Genomic DNA, 20,227 nt, shown 5'->3' with positions numbered 1-20,227 from the left:
GAAGGTATAAGAGCAGGAAAGTCTATACGTTAAGAAATAAAGAATGGAGGAAGTTATCATGCAGTATACAAAAGCGTTTTTCATTAAACTGGCTATGACAATCGTTATGTTATGGATTGTATTGGGGCTATTTTTTGGAGTTTCATTTGGAAACATACTTCTTATTGGAGCCATTCTCACAATTGTTGCTTTTTTGGGGGATGTGTTCGTTCTGCCTAAGGTTGGGAATATAACAGCGGCGGCAGGTGATTTTCTTCTTGCCTTTTTTGGTGTATGGGCATTAGGAGCAATTTTATTTGGCCAAAGCCTAGCCGTATTTTCCGCTGCCTTTTTATCAGCCCTTTTTATTGGGGCTGGGGAATTGTTTTATCATCGATATTTTAAAGATCATGTGATGGAAAAAGGACAGGAGCCGCAGAAGAATAGAGTCTATAATTACAGAACAGGAGCTGCGCAAACTGAATTTTCCCATGACTTTGATGAACACCAGGATAAGAAAGAGAACAGTGAAGTTACCAATAAGGAAACGGAAGGACCTGCGAAATAAAAAAGGACTGTTCTACTTTTTTATTTAAGGTCAAGTTGTAAGCTGGAATTATTAAAACGAAGAGTTCTTATATATCGTGCATTATATAAAAAGAAAACAAAAGGATAGAAGAACTTGAGGAAGCATGAAATGAACCTCGATTAGTAGGCACTAAAAAAAGTGCACTATTCGGGGTTATTCTATTTTCATCATCTCGTGATAAAAAGGCATCCAAAGAGAAATATCAAGCAATCAATGAAACGATTCGTTTTTATCAATTGAAAAATAGGACGCGGTTCATTGGGCAGCAATCGGGCATGATTGTGGGATAAATATATATCGAGAAAAAAATATTCATCTACGAATAAATAATAATCTCGATAGAATTTGCTCTTAGAATATAGATTAGGCTACATAACGACCATAGTATAGGAGAAAGTAGCCGAATCTTTTTCTTGCTTTATGAAGTTATTTCTTTAAAATTTAGCATTTTTAATGAGCTACAGTATGAGCTGTGTAAGCGAAAGTACCAGCATTACCATAACAATCACCACACGGGCAAGTATATCTGCTTACATTATAGTAATTTCTAAACGTACATGTAACATTAGTTAAACTCCCGTCAGGACGCTTCACTGATACTTGTTCTGTGGCTAAGGGAAACTAATTAACTAAAAGATGGTTTTCTGTATTGTAAAGGAGCCATCTTTTTCTTGATTAGATTAGTAGAATAATTTTAACAGAGCGCTCTTTATCATTAGATAGACTCTCTAGCTGAATAACTAACTTCAACAATTGGGCGCTATTTTTGAATAACCTGCTTAGAATGTAGGTATCAAAGATATTTGAATTCTGCATTTTCCTAAACTACACCAAGTTGTATGTTTAAAATATTTCTTAAAGCAAGGATAGTGGAGGCCGGCACGACACTGGTCACAAATGCGTTGTCACGGGATGTGACGGTTTTAGCATTCGTTCCTATACTCCGACCACCGCAACTAATTAACATCTTGATATGGGGATGTGTGAAAAGAATTTACTTTTCGCACATCCCCTTCGCTTTATGGAGATTTTAAAACTAACTACTTTATATTACTTCCTCTGTTAGCTAAGTGGAGTCTTTCTCCACCCATAAAACTGCATAGTTTCTTTTAAACATATAAATCATTTCAATTCCCACCTTTCATTATTTAAATTAACAAAATTAATATTGACGAAGACGAGCGTAATTTTCTACTTTCCTTCGGTGCTCTTCAAAGATTTTTTTCACATTTTCATCATAAAGCCCTTTCTCAAAAGAAATCTCACGTTCACGCTTTGTAATAGCTATCGTAAGAGAAAAAATGTTTAATATCATGGATTATCACCTCCTTAAATTAACCTAAAAAATGGAAAAACCGTAGAGAGACTTCTCCTACGGTTAAAAAGACACAAAAATACCGCAGGGGCACACTTCTCCCTGCGGCATGAGTATACTTAATTATAAAAAACTTTAAGCAATCCATTCCGATCTGGTCGAATGTGTGATTTTCGTTTTTGCTGAAGTTGGAACTACTAGTGACATTAATTTATTGATAACGATCATTTTATTCGACCTCCTTAAGAATTTTTTGATTACTGTGTAAGTATACCCATCTCCATATTATTTGTAAACATTTTTTACGATTTTTTTAAAAAATTGTAAAATAGCTAGAAGAGTTCTTTGCTACTTTACCTTGTAAGTGACCTGATTTTTTCGCAAGAACAAATAGAAGATTTAAAGCAAAAACATGATTATCATTAAGGTATGAATTTCAGAAATGATTTAGAATTATTAAATTTAAGGGGGTTTTAGTTGAAGATCAACAGTAGGAAATGATCAAACTTTTTTATAAAAATTACACATTGTTTCATAAAGAATTAACCCATTTTGAACAAACTTTTTTCAAAACGGGTTCTTTTAGTTTAACTTGAAATATGGGTTTGTGGGTTGTTTCTGATTAAACTTTTTTTTAAGTTACATCTTAAGAAAAAAGGCTGCCTTTAAGGTTAACAGGTTCGTTCGATGGGGAGAAAAGCCCAAAAAGTAATGTAATTAACAAACCAATTAACATATTTTTTAACAGTAAATTGGCTGTGTAAAATTGCGAGTATTAAAACAAGCAATATTTTCATTAACTTCACCTCAATTATAAGACGTAATGACTTGCAAAATAGTAACGACACCATTTTTAACTAACCTGCCCGTTAGTTTAAGGTGGCTGGCTCTTAAAACTCGACTTGATACTTCTTTAGTTCTTTCATCAATATTTTGGCTCCTTCAGGTGTGGATGTAAAATAAAGTTCGATAAATTATAAAAAAAATTGGTAATTCAAAAAAGTTTGATCAAAATTCCTGTGTAGATAGACAAGATATTTTCTTATTTTACAATCGGTCCATCAAATTGAATAAGACCATACAAAAAGTCGATTTCCCAACGTAAAGGAAATGGGCTTTTTTTAGATTGAACTTTTGCTGAATTACAAAGATTTTACTTTAAGCTTCTTTTGTGAATTTTAAAAATGTTGTTGACTATTCAGTTGAACTGTATTAAATTCTTATTAAGTTGAACTATATAGTTGAACTGAATATGAGGTGAAAGTATGAAACATAAATTATTGCCGTTGTCTGAAACGATGCACTACATTCTATTAGCTCTACGTGAGCCCCTCCATGGCTACGCCGTCATGCAGGAGATAGAAAAAATGAGTAATGGAACCGTTATTCTAGCAGCGGGGACATTGTATGGTGCGATTGAAAACTTGAATAAACATGGCTGGATTGAACCTGTTGGAGAGTCCGGCCGAAGAAAAGTTTATATGATCACTGCGGAAGGAAGCGCCATTTTGAAAATGGAGCAAAACAGGTTATTGCATATTTTATCCCTGTATGAAGGAAGTGAATCGCATGAAAAAATGTAAGGTGTTTTTCGATATCGAAAAAGAGGAGCAATGGCTGAACGAGCAATTGCAAAAAGGCTATCGCTGTACAAATATTAGCGGGTTAGGAATATACACTTTCGAAAAAACAGATAAGAGATACGTGATGCGGCTGGATTATCAAGATTATTTATCAAAGGAAAAGCTCAATGATTATAAGGGGATATATGAAGACTTCGGCTGGGATTATATAAAGGGAACCAGGCTTGGTGGAATTCAATATTGGCAAAAAGAAGATGACGGTCAAAATGAAATTTTTTCGGACCGCCAATCCAGGAGTAATTATTATAAAAGGGTGATGGGTTATGCATCTAGCTTAGCTATGGTGTTTTTGCTTGTCTCTTATATGCTTTACAAAGATTCAGGTTTATATTTAACTGACGGTCTTTGGAGTATGAAAGGCTCATTATTTTGGAAGGCACTTTTATTTGAAACACCGTTTGCCCTTTTGAGGTTACTCCCTGCTATTATGGTCGTTTTCTATGGCCTCAGTTACTATAGGGCTCAACGAAAGTATTCAATGTTAAAAGAAAAATAATAAGCGAAGGGATGTAAAGATGCACTTTTCTAAAAAGAAACCTTTCCTACTGGCTGTTATTTGTCTCATGATTGTTTTATCAGGTTGCAGTAAGAATGATGGAGTGGTTGATGAGGCAGAAAAATATATTTCGTCTATTGAAAAAATTAATATTCCGGATGATGTAAAGGTAATTGGCTTAGGAGAGGCAACACATGGGAATGTAGAACTTCAGAAGTTGAAAAAAGATATATTTGAAGCATTCATCAGAAACAATGAGCAGGTCCGTGTGTTTGTAATTGAAGGGGATTTTGGAGGCGGACAGGAAATTAATCAGTTTATTTCAGGTGGAGAGGGTACTGCAGAAGAAGCCTTGGGCGCACTTGATTACAGCATCTATAAAACGGAGCAAATGATCGATTTTGTTCAATGGATGCATGATTATAACGCTGCGGCCAGTGATGATGAGAAAATATATTTTTACGGAAATGATATGCAGCGGTATGATTACAGTAAAAAAGGTCTACTTGACTATTATGAAGTTGTTAACAAGGAAGCAGGACGAAAATATGCAGTCCAACTGGAACATGCTTCAAATAATACAATGAGATCGTTATCAACGAAGCAGGTAAAAAAAATTAATGAAGTGCTCGATAATATCATGTTTGATCTGCAATCAAATGAAGCAGCTTATACGAAACATTCATCATCGGATACATTTGCCTTTGCTTTCCAATACGCACAGCTTATGAAGCAACGAACAGAGCTATTTTTAAATGAAGGGGACTATCAACAGCTTCGTGATCAGTATTTAGCTGACAATTTGCAATGGATTGTTGAGTTTGAAGCAGCCCGTGGTCATGATAAAGTGCTCTTCTCCGGCCATAATGGACATATCGAAAAAACGTCCGCCTCATTAGCTGGTTATAAATCGATGGGGAATTATTTAGATGAGCTATATGGGGCCAAGTATTTTGCAATTGGCACCGACTTAATGAATAGTGAATTTCAAGCATTAAACCGCGGATCTGATAAAAGAGAGGACTATAAGATAAAGAATCATAATGATTTAGTCGATGCATTTAGTGAAGTAGAGCCAAATATCTTTTATGTTAATTTTGAAAAAGCCAGTGAGTCAAAGCAATTATTGGACGTTATAAAAAGTGAACAAAAAATGGTAAATGTAGGTGACGACTTTCGTTCTTGGCAAAGGCTATTTAAAATGTTTTATACAATTGAAATGGTACCCAACAAGGCATATGACGGCATAATTATTGTAAAAGAGGCAACACCAACAGATGTGATTGATTAAAACAAACTAGTTTATTGCCATTCTTCAAAATAGGTTCATAGTTAAGTAAAATATACATTAGCTAAAATTGTATATTTTTGAAGGTGCAGTATAAAGCCATCCCATTATAGGGCACCGTTCCGCAGTAATGATAAAAGTCCAATTTCTTAATTTAATATTGAGAAATTGGGCTTTTTAAGTGTACTAAAAATACAAAAGAGCACTTAAAACAGGTGCAACAAAACTCCTGAAGTGACAGAGGGTCCGCTGAATTGAAAGCTGTAATCGGTATATAGTAGAGCTGAATGCGTCGGGGCTCCTTCAACTGATAAAACATTCAGCTTCATTTCCATACCTGCATATGGTAATCTTTCCGTTTGGCTCTCCTGATCTTTTCGCTCATACAGAAGTTATATTTTTGACATCTTCATTCATTTTCCTGTGCTGTGCCAAATACCTCCCCCTTTTGAAGGTTCATACTATGCCCATTGATCACGATCGTATTGTCATTCTTCCATATGACATCCACTTCTGTAACGCGCTGTTCGTAATAAACACGTTTAGTGAACCAAAGCGGCCCGTCCAGCTCACCACGAATACCAAATGTCCCTGTTGCGCCTGCATCAAAATATATAAAGTTCACTGTATAATACCCATCTGGTGATTCGCTTGCTGTAATATGTTTTACTCCGCCAAGTGTCAGGGCGACAGGTTTCAGCAATAAGAACAGGAGGAAAAAGCCAGCCAGCAAAAAAGAACCAGTGCCAAGCAGCCAGCCGCCTATTTTCCCAAAGATACTTCGGAAATTGCGATAGCCTATTATCGCTAATAAAAAAGCAGCTGCTGAGAGAACGAACAGTAAAAGAGCCGATGTAATATCCCATAACGTTGTGAAGAGCAGCCAGCAGCTAAGCGCCCCGTATAAAATAGTGCCGACAAATAAGCCGAGTGCCCACCAAATCAATTTCAAGTCAGCACCTCCTTTCTGCTGGAACTTTCTGTATTATTAACAGAAGACGTTGAGTTTTTTAGTTAGTTCCGGTGTTGCCGAGAAGACATGCTCTATGCACATTAAAAAAAGTTTTCAAAAAAATATGAGAATACTTTTATGGATCATTCGTTGTAGTAAGTGAAAAAGCTTTTTCAATCTTAAAAGGAGCTATGAATATGAGGAATCCAAATCAATTTATCATCCGGCTCAAAAAGCATAAGGAAGATGCGCTTGAGTATGTCATTGATGAATATATGCCCTTTGTGAAGGCGATCGCGATTAAAATATTATCTTACCAACATAGTAATGCAGTAGATGAGTGTGTGAACGACGTATTTTTATCTGTCTGGCAAAATGCCCACCAGTTTGAGGGGGATGCTGCGGACTTTAAAAAATGGATCGGGATGATCACGAAATATAAGGCAATCGACCTGTACCGGCAGCTGGAAAAGCAGCATGAACGTGAGGAAGGTCCGGTCGCACTGGAAACCGTAAAAACAGGTCAGGATCTGCAGCAGCAGGTGCTCGGAACAGAGGAAAAGAACGAGTTGCTTTTTGCGATAGGCCAACTTGACGTGATCGACCGTGACATTTTTATGATGAAATATTTTATGGAACTATCAAATAGTGAAATTGCCGACGCGCTCGGCCTTACGAAAGCAGCCGTTGATAACCGGCTGTACAGGGGGAAGAAAAAGCTGGCGGCAACGATACAACTAAAGGAGCGATTCGTATGACGAAATATAAAGAATGGGCGGAGCTGGATATTGACAGCATTGAACCGGTAGAGGTCTCTCCGTTTGATAAGAAAAAAGTGAAGCAGCATGTGATAAGGCAGGGGAAACGCAGAAAATCACCGGTATGGCGGAATGCAGCTGCTGCAGCTATTGTTTTACTCGGCGGATCGGTTATGATGGGCGCTGCTTTTCCATCAGTCGCTTCCCAGATTCCGTTTATGTCGGATGTAATGAGCTATTTCCAGGATGACGACAAGCAGTATGCACATTTTGATGAATTTTCGACTGCTATTGGGCTTGCTGATACGAGCAACGGAACAACGGTAATGATCGATAATGCGGTATATGACGGTACATCGATCAAGGTTTCTTATGCCATCCAGACGGATCAGGATGTAGGACAGGGGTTACAGGGCAAAGCACCATACTGGTTTGATGTGAAGGAGGCTAGCGGTTCAGGGGGAGATGGTGTATTTCTCAGACAAATCAGCGATACTCGTTATGTAGGGGTAACAACGTTCACTCCACATTTTGAAAAAGGAAAAGACGCCCCAGAAACGGTTCATGTTACGTGGGAGCCGACAGCATTTGAAAATGAATCGGGTGAAACTGTGATAGAGGGCGATTGGTCATTTGAATTCTCTTTAGGACGGATTGACGGAGAGATGCAGCTGGTGAATGAATCCACTTCAAAAGAAGGCGTGACATTGCTGCTGCAATCGGTTGAAAAGACGGATATATCGACCGTTCTGCAATTCGAACAGACAATCGATAAAGCAGTTGCCAAAAAGTGGCCAGATGTTTCGCCAATATTTGAAATAACGGACGATTTAGGGAATATTTATGAATCCGGCAGCGGGGGCGGCGGTGTTTCGTATGATGCGGGAATGACGTATAAATGGACAACAACTATCGGAACGATCGATGAAAAGGCAACGAAGCTCATTATCCAGCCGACCACGATCCTGAGTCTAATGTACGGAAAAGGGCATGAGGAATTAATGATGGATCCGATTGAAGTGCAATTGAATAAATAGAAGGCTTATATATGGTTATCACAAATTAATCATAGAAAGGCACACATAATGAAAAATGCCCTCTAGAATGGTTGCGTGGAAAATCTATTCTAGAGGGTTTTTTATGTCACCATACTTTATTATAGATCACGCGTGAAAAAATTCATTGTCTGAATGCCCATTTCTAGTGGCGATTTTGCATAATTAGAGTTTTTCCAATGATAGATGATTCCCATTGTAGCACTCGTACAAAAGGCATAATATAACTCTAAATCTGTTCCCTCACGTACATTTTGGTCAATGATTTCTTTTGGAAAGCGAATTAATAATTGATTAAAGGCAGACACATATTTCAGCGGAGCGTTTTCGGACAGCAGCATATCGTAAAATGAGCGGTTGTCCAGAATATGCTCGTATAAAGGTACCATGCTTTCTTTCTCCCGCCTGTTGAGCTGCTCTAAAATCCCTTCATAATCTTCTTCCAGGTCGCTCATAATCTCATTAAAATATTGTTCAAACAGCTCGTCTATATTTGCATAATGGGCATAAAAAGTAGAGCGGTTTACTTGGGCACTTTTACATATTTTCGTTACCGTAATTTCATGGAAATGCTCCGTCTTTAATAGTTCTACTAAGGAGTGAAATAATACTTTTTTTGTTTTGATGACCCGAAGATCTTGTTCATTCAACGTTCTCCCTCCATTTATACAACAAATATTATTTACCTGTTGGATAACCAACAAGTCGTTTTAGGTTGTCGTTCCATTCTTCCTATTTCATTTTTTATAATTTTAACATACAGCTGTTGGTTAACAGCCAAATTGATTGAAGGGTGGAAATGACCATGAGTAAAGTAGTGGTGATTACAGGAGCGGCAACAGGCCTTGGCCGTGCTACCGCATTAAAATTAGCGAAAGAACAATATCATTTAGTTATCGTCGATTTCAATGAAGAGGAAGGCATTAAAACAACAGAATTGGTGAAGGAATTGGGAGCGGAGGCTATGTTCGTAAAAGCCGATGTATCCAATGAAGAAGATGTAAAAAACTATGTAACAAGAGCTGTAGAAACATTCGGAACAATTAATTACTTCTTGAACAACGCAGGCATTATGGTGCCGTTCCGCCTCATCCATGAATATGATGTAACCGAATATGATCGTATTATGAATATCAATGTAAAAGGTGCTTTTTTAGGATTGAAATATGTAATTCCTGTTATGCTGGAAAACGGCGGGGGGACAATCGTCAATACTGTTTCTTCTAACTCATTTAAACCAACAGCCTATAACGGCATTTACGCAGCAACAAAGCATGCTGTCATTGGATTAACAAAATCCATCGGACAGGATTATCAAAGCAAACAAATCTTTGCTGTAGGTGTTGCTCCAAATAACATGAAAACAAATATCTCGGCGAATGCAGCCGTAACGTTGAATGAGGAAATTGGAAAGGCGATATACGAAACTACCGCACCCAATATTGCCGCAACTGCTGAAGAAGTAGCTGAAGCGATGATCTTTGCGATGAAAAACGGGCAATTATTATCAGGCGCCACAATCAATTGTGCTGGTGGACAAATTTATAACTAATAGCTATTTATTTCGGCTGTTAATATGTAGGCTTAAAAATCCATCTTGCTTTGGCAAGATGGATTTCTTATTTGAAGAGATTCATGGGCAAACAAGGGGCTGCGTGACCATTCCTATTGAATATAGTAAGCTGCATTGATATACAGTTAGTTAATCCATCCAATAAAAAATCGCATCAAACACTTTATATTCACTAGGATCTGTAGAAGTTTGTATTTCAGTTTTGAACGGAAGTGGTTGAGATAAATACTCTTTATGTAAAATGCTATACCCTGCATCAGCCAATTTCTGTTTAATTTCCAGGAACCCATCTGTCATGAATTTCGGCGATTCATCAATCATTTCTTCCGGTTCACACATCATACAGAATGAACTAAATGAACCATCTTTGAATTCCTCAGTATTAAATCTAGTCTTAGAACGCAGGTTATCTTGCCCAATAATCGCTACAGGAGCTAATCTACTTATATAAATTACAAGCCCTTCTAAATAGATTGTAACTTCTTCATTGTCCTCTTTTATCTTTCTCTTTTCATTTCTTTTATAACAGAAAAGATCGACATAAGATGCATAGCCGCTTCCATAATGGTCAAACATTGCTTCACATTTTAAAGTCTCGGAACGATTTAATGTATCAACCAATTCTTGAATATAGGATTCAATTTGTTCCCTGTCCTTCGTACTGTATGGATACATATCGCCAATCGGCTCTTTTGAAATCATCTTTTGTAGCTGTTCATTTGTAAATTCCAAAGTTCTTCACCTCAAATAAAATGTTTTATAATATTGCTTTGGAACAAAGTTTGATCATAAAAACTATCCATATCAGTATTTCATATCAAGTAACCGGAACCCATTTAAACTATCATTATTTAAATGGGTTCTGTTCCAGCCGGTCGAAGCTGGGTTTTAATAAAAAGGTCGGGTATTTCTCCCTCTGACTTATTACAACCACACGCAGATGATCACAAAATATTATTCAATCCAAGCTCCTGCCGTTTTACGACCAATTTGTTACTCGCTAATAAATAGTTCAGGCTCTAAATGAGCCCTTTTTATCCCGACCGGCAAGTAATACGATAAATTGTTTGTAATCATCCCACCGATACGTAAGCCAACAGCACCCGGTTTACCGCTGATTAAAAAGCTGCCAACGAGCATTTCTCCTGTTTGCTTGCCTTTTTCACTTTGGAATGTTGTTTTTGGCTGTTCGATATATTGCTGGTACACCTTTATATACTGCTGATACGATTTTTGTCCATCTTCCTTTAGTAGCTGTCCGTCTGCTTCGTAAATTTCTACCGTGTCACCTTCACGGCCGAATACGGGTTTTTTGACATAGCGAAGCCCTTTTTCGATAAACGGACTTTCTTCCAAATAAGTCGGTAAAAAATAGTGGGCAATCCACTCATGCTCTTCAGCTGAAAAAAATGCATGTCGTTCCTCATGCAAGCCCCAAATGACAGCCTGCACCGCTTTATTCTGCAGTAAAAAAGCAGAGGGCGGGTTAATGATCGTCAGCAAATTTTGTTCAACCAGCTCTAGCAGCCATAAGCCGATCTTATTTTGTGCTTCGTCTTCGTCTTGAATAACATTTTCAATCGGGACCGTTTGACGGTACAGAATATCAATCCGCTTTCCATCCTCATCAAACAGCCCAACGCCTCTTAGAATTTGCAGTTGATGTAACGGCGTAAATTTCGCTCCGGGTACAAATTGCATTAAGTAAAGCGCTGTATAGTAATCTTCTATGTTTTCTTCGTGGGCTGTAAAAACGATATGTGCTTTTGGTGAAGACATGCTTTGTGCCACACTATCCTGGACTGCCTCTTTTAACAGCTGCTCTGTGTCAGCGTTAGGGCTTTTCATTCCAAAAGCGCCGCACATACGATCGTTGACAAAAAATAATTCCTTAATAAACGTCGGTGTATCTGCATTCATTTCAATACATTTATAGCTGCCGTTATACGGAATGAAATCAAAGCGTGCGATGACACTTTCAGCTTCCAGCGTTTTTAAACGAAGAAAAGGGAGTGTCTCTTCTGGATAGCCCATTTCAAGCAATGTTTCATCCGGTACGTTGCGTAATAAATGAGCGATTTTAAAATAAATGTGGCCCGTACGTTCCGTCGCCAGCCGGATTTTTTCGACTTCTTCACCGGTTACTTCATATATGTCATAAAGTGCATATTCCTCGTCATATAAATCCGCCCAAAACTGTTCTATTTGCGTATAAAACTGTTGGCGCTCGCTTTTGTACATGGAATGATTCAGCTCACTTTCAAATCCGTTACGTAAATGACATATACGCCGCGGTCTTCATCAATTTCCGTGGAAGTAACGAGCATTTGACCAATTCCAGGCACATCTACAACGTCCTTTAATAAATACCGGATCACTTCAAAATGCGTCTCGCAAGGAATACGTGAGAGCAATCGGTAATTTTCACGTTCATCCGGTCTTCGGAATTCGAGATGGATGCCATGGCCGCGGAAGCTGCGCTCATCCTCACCTGATAAATTGCGTCCTATTTCCTTTAGTACGAGCACTTCCATATCCTCTTCCATCTCGTTTGATATAAGCTCATATTGTGTACCGCGCATGATGAAATACGTACAAAGCTGCCGCGCATAAAATTCATCCAGGCCTACATCCGTTTCTTTATATTCATAAAACGGCTCAAAATGCCCGTTTCCTTTATCGATATAATAAATTAACTGCTTCAGAGCTGCCTCCTCCTCAAACTAATAAGATAAACATTTCGCCACAATCCAGCCGACTGCTAGTGACAGCGATAATAAAATTGTGCCGACTGCCCGGTTGTCTTCTGTAATCGCTTGTTGAATGCTAAAGCGGATTGTTATTAGTTCTGCCAGGAAAGATACAACGACTTGCGCCACAATGCCGATTACGCCCCAAATGGCCATATCCAGTAACGAGATCGAGTATTCGGCAGCAGCTCCTAATACGATTGCCAGGCCTACTACTTTCCCGCCTAACAACATAGCCGCTGCTACATTTTTTTGTGCAATTAATTGAAACTCTTTAATTTTTGGTGTACTTAACGTAAACAGCAACATACCGATTACTAATAAACCAATTGATACACCTACGTATGATAAAAAATTTACATACACATTCATGTTTTTCCGCCTCTCTTATCCACCGAAACTTTTTGAGCCGCTGCCAAACCCAGAGCTGGATTTCGTCGCTTTAAAGCTGGAACTGCTTTTATAATTTTTGTAGTCACTGCTGCTATGTAATGCTGTTTTATTTTTATAGTATCTTCCGCCGTAGTAGTAGGATCCGTAATGTCCTGAATGGCTTTCATCACATTGCCATACGCCTTCATCATCTGACCAATCCCAATCGTTACAGCTTTTATCTGTAGGTTTTGGGGGTAAGCTGCTTGACGATGAGCCACAGCCGGCTAATCCTAACGTTAAGGCTGTTGCCGATATACCGGCCATTAATTTTTTTGTTTTCTCCATTTCTATCCACCTCCAATTCCTTTCCTGTTTTAATGTACGAAACGCTAGTAAGAAAAGATTCAAGAAATTCACTATTGAATAAGAACCTCGTAAATTATTATTCTAAAAGACTTTCATTGTCAAGCTGAGCTCGGTTAAGTTCGTTTCTCTTGGAAAACCATCTCCAAGCGGGAGCGTCTTTTGTGCTGAAACAATATTAAATTAAGTACCTTGTATTATTAGGTATTATAATTTATATTGGAAACAAGGTGGTGGAATAATGTGGATATAAACAAAGAGGTATTAAAGGGGCATATTGATACACTGCTGCTTGCACTGTTAGAGAGCAGGGATATGTACGGATATGAGCTGGCCAAGATGGTACGCGAAAAGAGTGGAGATCAGTTCGAGCTGAAGGAAGGAACGCTGTACTTATCGTTAAAGAGGCTGGAAAAGAACGGCTGGATCGAATCATATTGGAGTGATGAGCAGGGCCCGGGCGGAAGAAGGAAGTATTACCAGTTGACAGAAGAAGGTATGACAGGGCTGGAGCAGAAACGTAAGGAATGGGAGTTTGTCAAAAATTTAATGGACATGTTTTTGCAAGGGGGACATAAAAATGAAGCAAATTGATTTGTTTGTTGAGTCGATTTACGAGCAAATGGACGGAAAAGAAAAAGAAGTACAGGATATGAAAACAGAGATGAAGAGCCATTTGCTGGAGGCCGTACATGAACTGAAGCTGGAAGGGAAATCCGAACAGGAAGCCATTCAGCTGGCAATCGAGCGGTTCGGCGGGGAAACAGAGCTTCGGACGGCCGTGAGGGAAATGTTCACGATTCAAAAGTTGTTCGCCAAGAAAGTGTTGTATGCGGCGGTATTTTTCTTTGTGGTCTGTGTCATGAGCGCCTTTACACTTTCGGCTGAAATGAATAAAGCGGAGGAAAACAGCCTGCCCGCTGCAGGAATCCTTGAATCTTTAGGAAATAGTGAAATAGTACCTGCACAAGTAGTACAGGATATTGAAAAGATTGTAGATAACGATAAACGGATTATAGGCATTAATCTTTATAAAGCGGATGCGCTTCTAAAATCTGGAGTAATCAATGAACCCATCTATAGTTACCGGGAGGCAAATCTGTTTTCATTTTGGAATAATATCGGCTTCCTTGAATACAACTCACATAACTATAGTAATGATATTTGGAATGTACAAACCGAATGGAAAGGATACGGCAGTGGTGCTTTGCTGATTCTGCTGTTCAGCATTGGCGCCTATTGGGTATTATTTGCTATTTGGGCTATTGTAAATACCTACCATCAAAAAAGACTGCATTTCGGCTGGGTGATTCTGTTTAGCGTGTTCAACGTACTCGGCTATCTGCTGTATGTGGTGTCGCGGAGACGTTAAAGAAAATATATCCTATAGGGAAATACCATCCATTAGCGAAAATGTACAAAACGAGCTGTAGCTTGTTGATTTGGAAGGGGAATTCCATATAAAGTACTCTATTTTCTTGTCTTTCTCTTATTACATATTTGTTGGGAGTTATTCTTCAAGTATATTTGAGGAAGAGGATGTATCAAGCTTTTATAGTTGAATACAAGCAGCTTTTAACTACATCTGTAGCTAAAAGCTGCTTTTGTATATGGATTTTTTTGGAATAGTGGTTAAGAAGAAAAGAGGACTTTAGCTTAATGCAGATCCTTATTAACAAATTTGCCGTAATCCGGAACAGCGAGCGAGTCGAATTCGCGGACTAACTTTTCTAAACTGTCAGCTAATAATTGACCTGACATTGGCAGCCCATGTCCTGTAACAGCAACAGCCGGTTTCAATGCCTGCAGTTTAATCACTGATTCTTTTGCGGCTTTCCAGTCTGGAGTGAGGTATCTAGGTGGGCCGTTTATTTCCTGTTCTTGTGTGAACACTTTATAAAGTGAATCTTGTTTGACAGTAATAAATGCATCCCCGGCAATTAATGTTTTGTCTTCATCTCTGAATAATGAAACATGTCCCGGTGAATGCCCGGGTGTGTGAATCCAGCGGAACCCCGGCATGTGAGGAACACTATTATCTTGGGGAAGCGTTTGGACACGGTTCCCTAGATTGATCGGTTCATTCGGAAACATCGGCGACATTTTTGCGACCATACCGCCTTCAACGGTCGGATCCGGTTCGGGATAGCTCATTTTCCCCGTTAAGAAAGGCAGCTCTATTTCATGCGCATAAACAGGAACTTTCCAGTGCTTTACTAAATCAATAATAGCCCCTACATGATCGAAATGACCATGCGTCAAGATAATAGCCTTTGGGAGGCTGTTTGACCCAAAACGATCCTCTACAGCAGCAATAATATCATTAGCTGAACCAGGCATTCCTGCATCAATTAAAACAAAATCATCCTTACTATTGCCGACTAACATAACATTCACAATTTGAACAGTGAAGCAGTATAAATCCGGCAATACTTCAATACCCACGCCGCTTCCTACAGAAGTGGTAGGAATGTATTTATAATCATCCCCGTAATTCATGTTGTTTTCCAATGTCTAGTCCTCCTTTTGACAATAAAATTCAGCTTATTCTCTGCTAGTAAAGGTATTGTTATTCCCGCATAAGGAAAACGGATAGTAACTAAATGTTTTTCACTGAAAGAAACGCTTTATTAGTCCAAACAAGCAATACATTTTTAAACTAATCCGTTTATATACAATGACACAGGTGAAAATCGCTATAAATTAACCATCTTGTTGGATAAAAATGACCTGATTTAAACGTCTATTTATCATGATAAGAAGAGAAAATCCTTCTACCTGCAGGTGCCGCCAATCCGCCAAAAAGCGTAAAAATAATAGGGAACTATAAAATGGCGTTTACAAACTAAAAAGTTTTGTGTTAACTTAAAAATATAAATAGTTAACGTAAAAGGAGTGAGGGGAGTGCCGCATTTTTGGGTAGTCGGGACAGATACAGATGTTGGAAAAACATGCATTACTACATTGCTTATGCGTCATTTACAGGAGCAGAACCTTCGGGTGACACCTTATAAGCCTGTCCAAACGGGAGAGGTGACCGAGCAGGGAAGAACCTATTACTACGATACAGAAATGTATAAAACGTACTCATTGCAAACATTACATATTGAAGCGCTGAATGGTTATTCGTTCAAAGAGCCTGCATCACCTCATTTTGCTGCAAAACTGGAGGAGCAGCAAATTGATCACGAATTATTACTGGAGCAGATCGAGTCATTAAAGCAAGCAAATGATGTCGTCATTTGCGAGGGAGCTGGCGGTATTATGGTGCCGCTAGCGGAGAATGGAAAGGTGACACTTCTAGACGTGATTGAGAAAAGCCGCCTACCGGTCGTTGTCGTAGCACATACAAAGCTTGGAACGATCAACCATACACTGCTGACGCTTGAAGCTTTGGCGGCAAGAGGAATCGAAGTGCTCGGACTAGTCTTCAACAGATATACACAGACAGCAATGGAAGTGAATAATATCGAGACGATTTTACTTAATCAACCGCTGCCACATGCTGTCATTCCGGAGCAGCAGGACATTCAGCAAGTAGTAAATTATTCGATTTACCATACATCACTATTCGAAAGGCTGTTGCCGCATGAAGCAAGTGTTAACTGAGTTACAGGCAAGGGATTTACAGCACGTTTGGCACCCATGCTCGCAGATGAAGGATTATGAACAGTTTCCCCCAATCGTTATTAAAAGCGGGGAAGGTGTATGGCTTTATGATGAAAACGGCAAGCGCTATTTAGACGCGGTGTCATCTTGGTGGGTGAATTTGTTCGGCCATGCCAATAAACGGATCAGCCAGGCTTTAAGCGAGCAGGCGTTCACATTGGAGCATGTCATTTTTGCAAATTTCACGCATGAGCCCGCTGTAAAGGTAGCGGAAAAATTAGTTGCCTTAACACCACCTGGCTTACAGAAGGTATTCTTTGCCGATAACGGATCAGCAGCGATTGAAGTAGCGTTAAAAATGAGCTTTCAGTACCATATGCAGACGGGAAAGACATCCAAAAAACGATTCCTTGCATTAACAGATGCCTACCACGGGGAAACGCTTGGCGCATTGTCGGTAGGGGGCGTTGATCTTTATAACGAAGTCTACCAGCCGCTTCTATTGGATACAGTGCGGGCGCAGGGGCCGGATTGCTTCCGCTGTCCATTCAATGAAAAGCCCGAAAGCTGTCAGGCACAATGTATTCGTTCTGTGGAAGAGAAGCTTGACGCACACCACGAGGAAATCACTGCTGTCATTATCGAGCCGTTAATCCAGGCAGCTGCAGGAATGAAGATGTATCCGCCAATCTATTTACGAAAGCTGCGGGAATTGTGTACAGCCTATGATGTCCATCTTATCGCAGATGAAATAGCGGTCGGCTTTGGACGCACCGGTACATTGTTTGCCTGTGAGCAGGCGGAGATATCACCGGACTTTATGTGTTTATCAAAGGGGCTGACTGGCGGATACTTGCCGCTTTCTGTCGTGCTGACAACCGATACAGTTTACGATGCGTTCTATGATGAATACGGGACAATGAAAGCGTTTCTGCACTCCCACAGCTACACAGGAAATACGCTGGCGTGCCGTGTCGCGCTGGAAGTGTTGACGATGTTCGAAGAGGAGAATTATATCGAAATGATTCAGCAAAAAGGCGGGCTGATGAGGAAGCTGGCAGAAGAAGCGTTTAGCCATCTGCCGTATGTTGGAGAATACCGGCAAATCGGACTTGTCGGGGCAATTGAGCTTGTAGCGGACCGAAATACGAAGGAGCCGCTGCCGAGTGAGGAGCGCATCGGTTATCAAATTTATCAAAATGCGCTGGAAAAAGGACTGCTGATACGGCCGCTTGGCAATATTTTATATTTTATGCCGCCTTATATTATTTCAGCGGAGGAAATACACTTCATGATTGATACGACAAAACAAACAATCGAGTCATTTTTTGCAGAACGGGAGGGAAGGACATGCAGCAACGATCCGCAATACTCTCCGTTATAATGATCGCGATGTTTGCCGCTTTAACAGCAATTGGTGCTTTTATTAAAGTGCCGCTGCCGGTAGTTCCCTTTACACTGCAGATTGTGTTTGTCTTTTTGGCGGGGTGCCTGCTTGGCAGTCGTAACGGCTTGCTGAGCCAGATTGTCTATATCGGCATCGGGCTTGTGGGGATGCCAGTGTTTACACAGGGTGGCGGAATTACATATGTACTGCAGCCTACGTTTGGCTATTTAATCGGCTTTGCTGCTGCGGCATTTCTAATCGGCTTGATCATTGAAAGGGTAGAAACACCGACAAAAAAGCATTTTATCGGTGCAAATATAATAGGACTGCTCGTTATATACGGGATTGCCGTCCCGTATCTATATGTCTCGCTGAATGTTTGGCTGGATATGAAAACGAGCTGGTCTCATGTGTTCCTCGTTGGTTTTTTAGGCAGTATTGTAGCAGATTTCTGCCTCGCCATCGTAACGGCATTGCTGGCAGAGCGGCTGTATCATGTATTCCGCACTGCCCGCTCATACAAACTACTACATGAAAAAGGGTGAAGAGAAAATGGATTGGTTACAATTAGCAAATGAAGTGATTGAGGGGAAAATCATCAGTAATGAGGAGGCATTGGCGATATTAAATAGTGATGATGATGAATTACTAAAGCTGATGGATGGGGCTTTTGCGATCCGCAAGCATTATTACGGGAAAAAAGTAAAACTGAACATGATTATGAATGCAAAAAGCGGCTACTGTCCGGAAGATTGCGGATATTGCTCCCAGTCCTCCAAATCCACTGCACCGATTGAGAAATATCCATTTATTACAAAGGAGGAAATTTTAGAGGGAGCAAAGCGTGCCTTTGAAAATAAAATCGGCACATACTGTATCGTTGCGAGCGGCCGCGGACCGACACGTAAAGATGTAAATGTCGTTAGTGAGGCGGTAGAGGAAATTAAGGAAAAATACGGCTTAAAGGTATGTGCATGCCTCGGATTATTAAAGGAAGAGCAGGCGCAGCAATTAAAGGAAGCCGGCGTTGACCGCTATAATCATAACTTAAATACATCCGAACGCCATCATTCCTATATTACGACTTCCCATACGTATGAGGACCGGGTCAATACGGTGGAAATTGTGAAAAAGCACGGCATCTCCCCTTGCTCAGGCGCTATTATCGGCATGAAGGAAACAAAAGAAGATGTGGTACAAATTGCACGCGCGCTTTATCAGCTGGATGCCGATTCGATTCCGGTTAACTTCCTGCATGCGATTGACGGCACGAAGCTTGAGGGGACGAATGAATTGAATCCGCGCTACTGCCTGAAAGTACTGGCGCTATTCCGCTATATCAACCCAACGAAGGAAATCCGTATCTCGGGAGGCCGGGAAGTGAATTTAGGATCACTTCAGCCGCTTGGTATGTATGCCGCAAACAGCATTTTTGTCGGGGATTATTTGACGACAGAAGGACAAGAGGTCAACAGCGACTACTTAATGCTCGAAGATCTAGGCTTTGAAATTGAGCTGACAGAAAAGCAAACAGCTGCGTTCTGCTAATAATGGTTATACGAAAAGTAAAGATATGACTTGAAAATAAAATGGAACTGTTAATAAAAAGGATGAATCGGAATTTCAGTTTTCCTTGCCAATTAAAAAATAGTAGGGGATAATATAATTATTCAATTATATGGAAAATAAGTAATTGCAGAGTATCTTCACCATAACAGTTGGTTGATCACTAGCAAAATATATTTTCTGGAATTATTACCCAATTATTTTTTTATCAAGGAGGAAATCTTGGACATTCTACAGTATTTTATTGTTTCATTCATAGTGGTTCTACTTGCTCAGATAATAATGTCGGTAATATATAAGGATGTAGAAAAAAAGGATAAAGGTTTTGTTTTTGTCTATTATAAATTAACGTATAGAAGAAGATTTATCCGTGCTCTATGGACTGCTCCTCTTTTATTCTTATTCTATTTTGCTATATATTGGTTTGGCGATTTAAGCATAACTGAGTTCAAAATAATCGGAGTCATTTTATTGCTCCTCGTAGTACTGGACATAAGCTACAACTATAAGAAGTGGAAAAGACAAGAAA

General features: G+C 39.6%; 22 protein-coding genes. 13 read left to right on the top strand and 9 right to left on the bottom strand.

All coding sequences use genetic code 11. The annotated features are described in order from the left end of the window. Positions 1 to 58 precede the first annotated feature (58 nt). The gene (locus tag BOD01S_RS11445) at positions 59 to 547 is read left to right on the top strand and encodes a YndM family protein (RefSeq protein WP_052124803.1); all 489 of its coding nucleotides are present in this window, start codon (positions 59 to 61) and stop codon (positions 545 to 547) included. 1,183 nt (positions 548 to 1,730) lie between these two features. Here the strand turns inward: BOD01S_RS11445 and BOD01S_RS22545 are convergent. Continuing rightward, positions 1,731 to 1,883, bottom strand: a complete 153-nt coding sequence (locus tag BOD01S_RS22545; RefSeq protein WP_081977928.1) for a YrzI family small protein — start codon at positions 1,881 to 1,883, stop codon at positions 1,731 to 1,733. 1,265 nt (positions 1,884 to 3,148) lie between these two features. On the opposite strand from BOD01S_RS22545, the gene BOD01S_RS11440 reads away from it, so the two are divergent. The 3 genes from BOD01S_RS11440 (at position 3,149) to BOD01S_RS11430 (ending at position 5,313) form a co-directional block, all read left to right on the top strand. Next, positions 3,149 to 3,466, top strand: coding sequence for a PadR family transcriptional regulator (locus tag BOD01S_RS11440; RefSeq protein ID WP_036153799.1), 318 nt, complete (start codon positions 3,149 to 3,151; stop codon positions 3,464 to 3,466). Further along, on the top strand, positions 3,453 to 4,022 hold the full coding sequence (locus BOD01S_RS11435) for a DUF2812 domain-containing protein (protein WP_036153801.1): 570 nt from the start codon (positions 3,453 to 3,455) through the stop codon (positions 4,020 to 4,022). Before BOD01S_RS11440 ends, BOD01S_RS11435 begins: the two co-directional genes overlap by 14 nt. A 67-nt stretch (positions 4,023 to 4,089) precedes the next feature. After that, on the top strand, positions 4,090 to 5,313 hold the full coding sequence (locus tag BOD01S_RS11430; RefSeq protein ID WP_244887307.1) for an erythromycin esterase family protein: 1,224 nt from the start codon (positions 4,090 to 4,092) through the stop codon (positions 5,311 to 5,313). 406 nt (positions 5,314 to 5,719) lie between these two features. Here the strand turns inward: BOD01S_RS11430 and BOD01S_RS11425 are convergent, their stop codons facing one another. Then, on the bottom strand, positions 5,720 to 6,262 hold the full coding sequence (locus tag BOD01S_RS11425) for a DUF5412 family protein (RefSeq protein WP_052124805.1): 543 nt from the start codon (positions 6,260 to 6,262) through the stop codon (positions 5,720 to 5,722). Positions 6,263 to 6,459: 197 nt separating this feature from the next. Here BOD01S_RS11425 and BOD01S_RS11420 point away from each other — a divergent pair, with 197 nt between their 5' ends. After that, the gene (locus BOD01S_RS11420) at positions 6,460 to 7,020 is read left to right on the top strand and encodes a sigma-70 family RNA polymerase sigma factor (RefSeq protein ID WP_036153803.1); all 561 of its coding nucleotides are present in this window, start codon (positions 6,460 to 6,462) and stop codon (positions 7,018 to 7,020) included. Then, positions 7,017 to 8,057, top strand: coding sequence for a DUF4179 domain-containing protein (locus tag BOD01S_RS11415; protein ID WP_036153805.1), 1,041 nt, complete (start codon positions 7,017 to 7,019; stop codon positions 8,055 to 8,057). Before BOD01S_RS11420 ends, BOD01S_RS11415 begins: the two co-directional genes overlap by 4 nt. A 119-nt stretch (positions 8,058 to 8,176) precedes the next feature. On the opposite strand, the gene BOD01S_RS11410 is transcribed toward BOD01S_RS11415, so the two are convergent. After that, positions 8,177 to 8,725, bottom strand: a complete 549-nt coding sequence (locus BOD01S_RS11410; RefSeq protein ID WP_052124806.1) for a TetR/AcrR family transcriptional regulator — start codon at positions 8,723 to 8,725, stop codon at positions 8,177 to 8,179. Between the two features lie 155 nt (positions 8,726 to 8,880). Between BOD01S_RS11410 and BOD01S_RS11405 the strand changes: the two genes are divergently transcribed. Then, on the top strand, positions 8,881 to 9,627 hold the full coding sequence (locus BOD01S_RS11405; protein ID WP_036153807.1) for an SDR family NAD(P)-dependent oxidoreductase: 747 nt from the start codon (positions 8,881 to 8,883) through the stop codon (positions 9,625 to 9,627). Positions 9,628 to 9,777: 150 nt separating this feature from the next. On the opposite strand, the gene BOD01S_RS11400 is transcribed toward BOD01S_RS11405, so the two are convergent. The 5 genes from BOD01S_RS11400 to BOD01S_RS11380 form a co-directional block, all read right to left on the bottom strand. Next, positions 9,778 to 10,380, bottom strand: a complete 603-nt coding sequence (locus tag BOD01S_RS11400) for a hypothetical protein (protein WP_036153809.1) — start codon at positions 10,378 to 10,380, stop codon at positions 9,778 to 9,780. 261 nt (positions 10,381 to 10,641) lie between these two features. Next, the gene (locus tag BOD01S_RS11395) at positions 10,642 to 11,889 is read right to left on the bottom strand and encodes a glutathionylspermidine synthase family protein (protein WP_036153811.1); all 1,248 of its coding nucleotides are present in this window, start codon (positions 11,887 to 11,889) and stop codon (positions 10,642 to 10,644) included. Between the two features lie 8 nt (positions 11,890 to 11,897). Next, positions 11,898 to 12,230 carry an RNA helicase gene (locus tag BOD01S_RS11390; RefSeq protein WP_233153135.1) on the bottom strand — a complete coding sequence of 111 codons (333 nt, stop codon included), beginning with the start codon at positions 12,228 to 12,230 and terminating at the stop codon, positions 11,898 to 11,900. A gap of 141 nt (positions 12,231 to 12,371) precedes the next feature. After that, positions 12,372 to 12,770, bottom strand: a complete 399-nt coding sequence (locus BOD01S_RS11385; protein ID WP_036153815.1) for a DUF350 domain-containing protein — start codon at positions 12,768 to 12,770, stop codon at positions 12,372 to 12,374. Positions 12,771 to 12,785: 15 nt separating this feature from the next. Then, positions 12,786 to 13,118 (bottom strand): hypothetical protein, encoded by a 333-nt coding sequence (locus BOD01S_RS11380; protein WP_036153818.1) that lies wholly within the window; start codon positions 13,116 to 13,118, stop codon positions 12,786 to 12,788. A 261-nt stretch (positions 13,119 to 13,379) separates the two neighbouring features. On the opposite strand from BOD01S_RS11380, the gene BOD01S_RS11375 reads away from it, so the two are divergent. Both BOD01S_RS11375 and BOD01S_RS11370 read left to right on the top strand, forming a co-directional pair. Continuing rightward, positions 13,380 to 13,730: a PadR family transcriptional regulator gene (locus BOD01S_RS11375; RefSeq protein ID WP_036153821.1), complete on the top strand. Its 351-nt coding sequence runs from the start codon at positions 13,380 to 13,382 to the stop codon at positions 13,728 to 13,730. Beyond that, positions 13,717 to 14,508 (top strand): permease prefix domain 1-containing protein, encoded by a 792-nt coding sequence (locus BOD01S_RS11370; RefSeq protein WP_052124807.1) that lies wholly within the window; start codon positions 13,717 to 13,719, stop codon positions 14,506 to 14,508. The genes BOD01S_RS11375 and BOD01S_RS11370 overlap by 14 nt, the downstream gene beginning before the upstream one ends. A gap of 284 nt (positions 14,509 to 14,792) precedes the next feature. Here BOD01S_RS11370 and BOD01S_RS11365 read toward each other — a convergent pair whose 3' ends face one another. Continuing rightward, positions 14,793 to 15,647: an MBL fold metallo-hydrolase gene (locus tag BOD01S_RS11365; protein ID WP_036153824.1), complete on the bottom strand. Its 855-nt coding sequence runs from the start codon at positions 15,645 to 15,647 to the stop codon at positions 14,793 to 14,795. 393 nt (positions 15,648 to 16,040) lie between these two features. Here BOD01S_RS11365 and bioD point away from each other — a divergent pair, with 393 nt between their 5' ends. The 4 genes from bioD to bioB are packed head-to-tail and all read left to right on the top strand — an operon-like array spanning position 16,041 to position 19,680. Next, positions 16,041 to 16,745 (top strand): dethiobiotin synthase, encoded by a 705-nt coding sequence (bioD, locus tag BOD01S_RS11360; RefSeq protein WP_036153826.1) that lies wholly within the window; start codon positions 16,041 to 16,043, stop codon positions 16,743 to 16,745. Continuing rightward, the gene (gene bioA / locus BOD01S_RS11355) at positions 16,726 to 18,129 is read left to right on the top strand and encodes an adenosylmethionine--8-amino-7-oxononanoate transaminase (RefSeq protein ID WP_052124808.1); all 1,404 of its coding nucleotides are present in this window, start codon (positions 16,726 to 16,728) and stop codon (positions 18,127 to 18,129) included. Before bioD ends, bioA begins: the two co-directional genes overlap by 20 nt. After that, on the top strand, positions 18,096 to 18,677 hold the full coding sequence (locus BOD01S_RS11350; protein WP_036153828.1) for a biotin transporter BioY: 582 nt from the start codon (positions 18,096 to 18,098) through the stop codon (positions 18,675 to 18,677). Before bioA ends, BOD01S_RS11350 begins: the two co-directional genes overlap by 34 nt. Positions 18,678 to 18,684: 7 nt before the next feature. Beyond that, positions 18,685 to 19,680, top strand: coding sequence for a biotin synthase BioB (gene bioB, locus BOD01S_RS11345; RefSeq protein WP_036153830.1), 996 nt, complete (start codon positions 18,685 to 18,687; stop codon positions 19,678 to 19,680). Positions 19,681 to 20,227: the final 547 nt, after the last annotated feature.

It is taken from the genome of Lysinibacillus odysseyi 34hs-1 = NBRC 100172, assembly GCF_001591965.1.
In the GTDB taxonomy this organism is placed as follows: domain Bacteria; phylum Bacillota; class Bacilli; order Bacillales_A; family Planococcaceae; genus Lysinibacillus_B; species Lysinibacillus_B odysseyi.
This window is presented reverse-complemented; position numbering and strand designations above follow the sequence as displayed.

Bases quoted from the DNA above. Each gene is read 5' to 3' on its own strand.
- BOD01S_RS11445 (WP_052124803.1), top strand. From the start codon at position 59: ATGCAGTATACAAAAGCGTTTTTCATTAAACTGGCTATGACAATCGTT.
- BOD01S_RS22545 (WP_081977928.1), bottom strand. From the start codon at position 1,883: ATGATATTAAACATTTTTTCTCTTACGATAGCTATTACAAAGCGTGAA.
- BOD01S_RS11440 (WP_036153799.1), top strand. From the start codon at position 3,149: ATGAAACATAAATTATTGCCGTTGTCTGAAACGATGCACTACATTCTA.
- BOD01S_RS11435 (WP_036153801.1), top strand. From the start codon at position 3,453: ATGAAAAAATGTAAGGTGTTTTTCGATATCGAAAAAGAGGAGCAATGG.
- BOD01S_RS11430 (WP_244887307.1), top strand. From the start codon at position 4,090: ATGATTGTTTTATCAGGTTGCAGTAAGAATGATGGAGTGGTTGATGAG.
- BOD01S_RS11420 (WP_036153803.1), top strand. From the start codon at position 6,460: ATGAGGAATCCAAATCAATTTATCATCCGGCTCAAAAAGCATAAGGAA.
- BOD01S_RS11415 (WP_036153805.1), top strand. From the start codon at position 7,017: ATGACGAAATATAAAGAATGGGCGGAGCTGGATATTGACAGCATTGAA.
- BOD01S_RS11405 (WP_036153807.1), top strand. From the start codon at position 8,881: ATGAGTAAAGTAGTGGTGATTACAGGAGCGGCAACAGGCCTTGGCCGT.
- BOD01S_RS11395 (WP_036153811.1), bottom strand. From the start codon at position 11,889: ATGTACAAAAGCGAGCGCCAACAGTTTTATACGCAAATAGAACAGTTT.
- BOD01S_RS11390 (WP_233153135.1), bottom strand. From the start codon at position 12,230: ATGCGCGGTACACAATATGAGCTTATATCAAACGAGATGGAAGAGGAT.
- BOD01S_RS11385 (WP_036153815.1), bottom strand. From the start codon at position 12,770: ATGAATGTGTATGTAAATTTTTTATCATACGTAGGTGTATCAATTGGT.
- BOD01S_RS11380 (WP_036153818.1), bottom strand. From the start codon at position 13,118: ATGGAGAAAACAAAAAAATTAATGGCCGGTATATCGGCAACAGCCTTA.
- BOD01S_RS11370 (WP_052124807.1), top strand. From the start codon at position 13,717: ATGAAGCAAATTGATTTGTTTGTTGAGTCGATTTACGAGCAAATGGAC.
- bioA (WP_052124808.1), top strand. From the start codon at position 16,726: ATGAAGCAAGTGTTAACTGAGTTACAGGCAAGGGATTTACAGCACGTT.
- BOD01S_RS11350 (WP_036153828.1), top strand. From the start codon at position 18,096: ATGCAGCAACGATCCGCAATACTCTCCGTTATAATGATCGCGATGTTT.
- bioB (WP_036153830.1), top strand. From the start codon at position 18,685: ATGGATTGGTTACAATTAGCAAATGAAGTGATTGAGGGGAAAATCATC.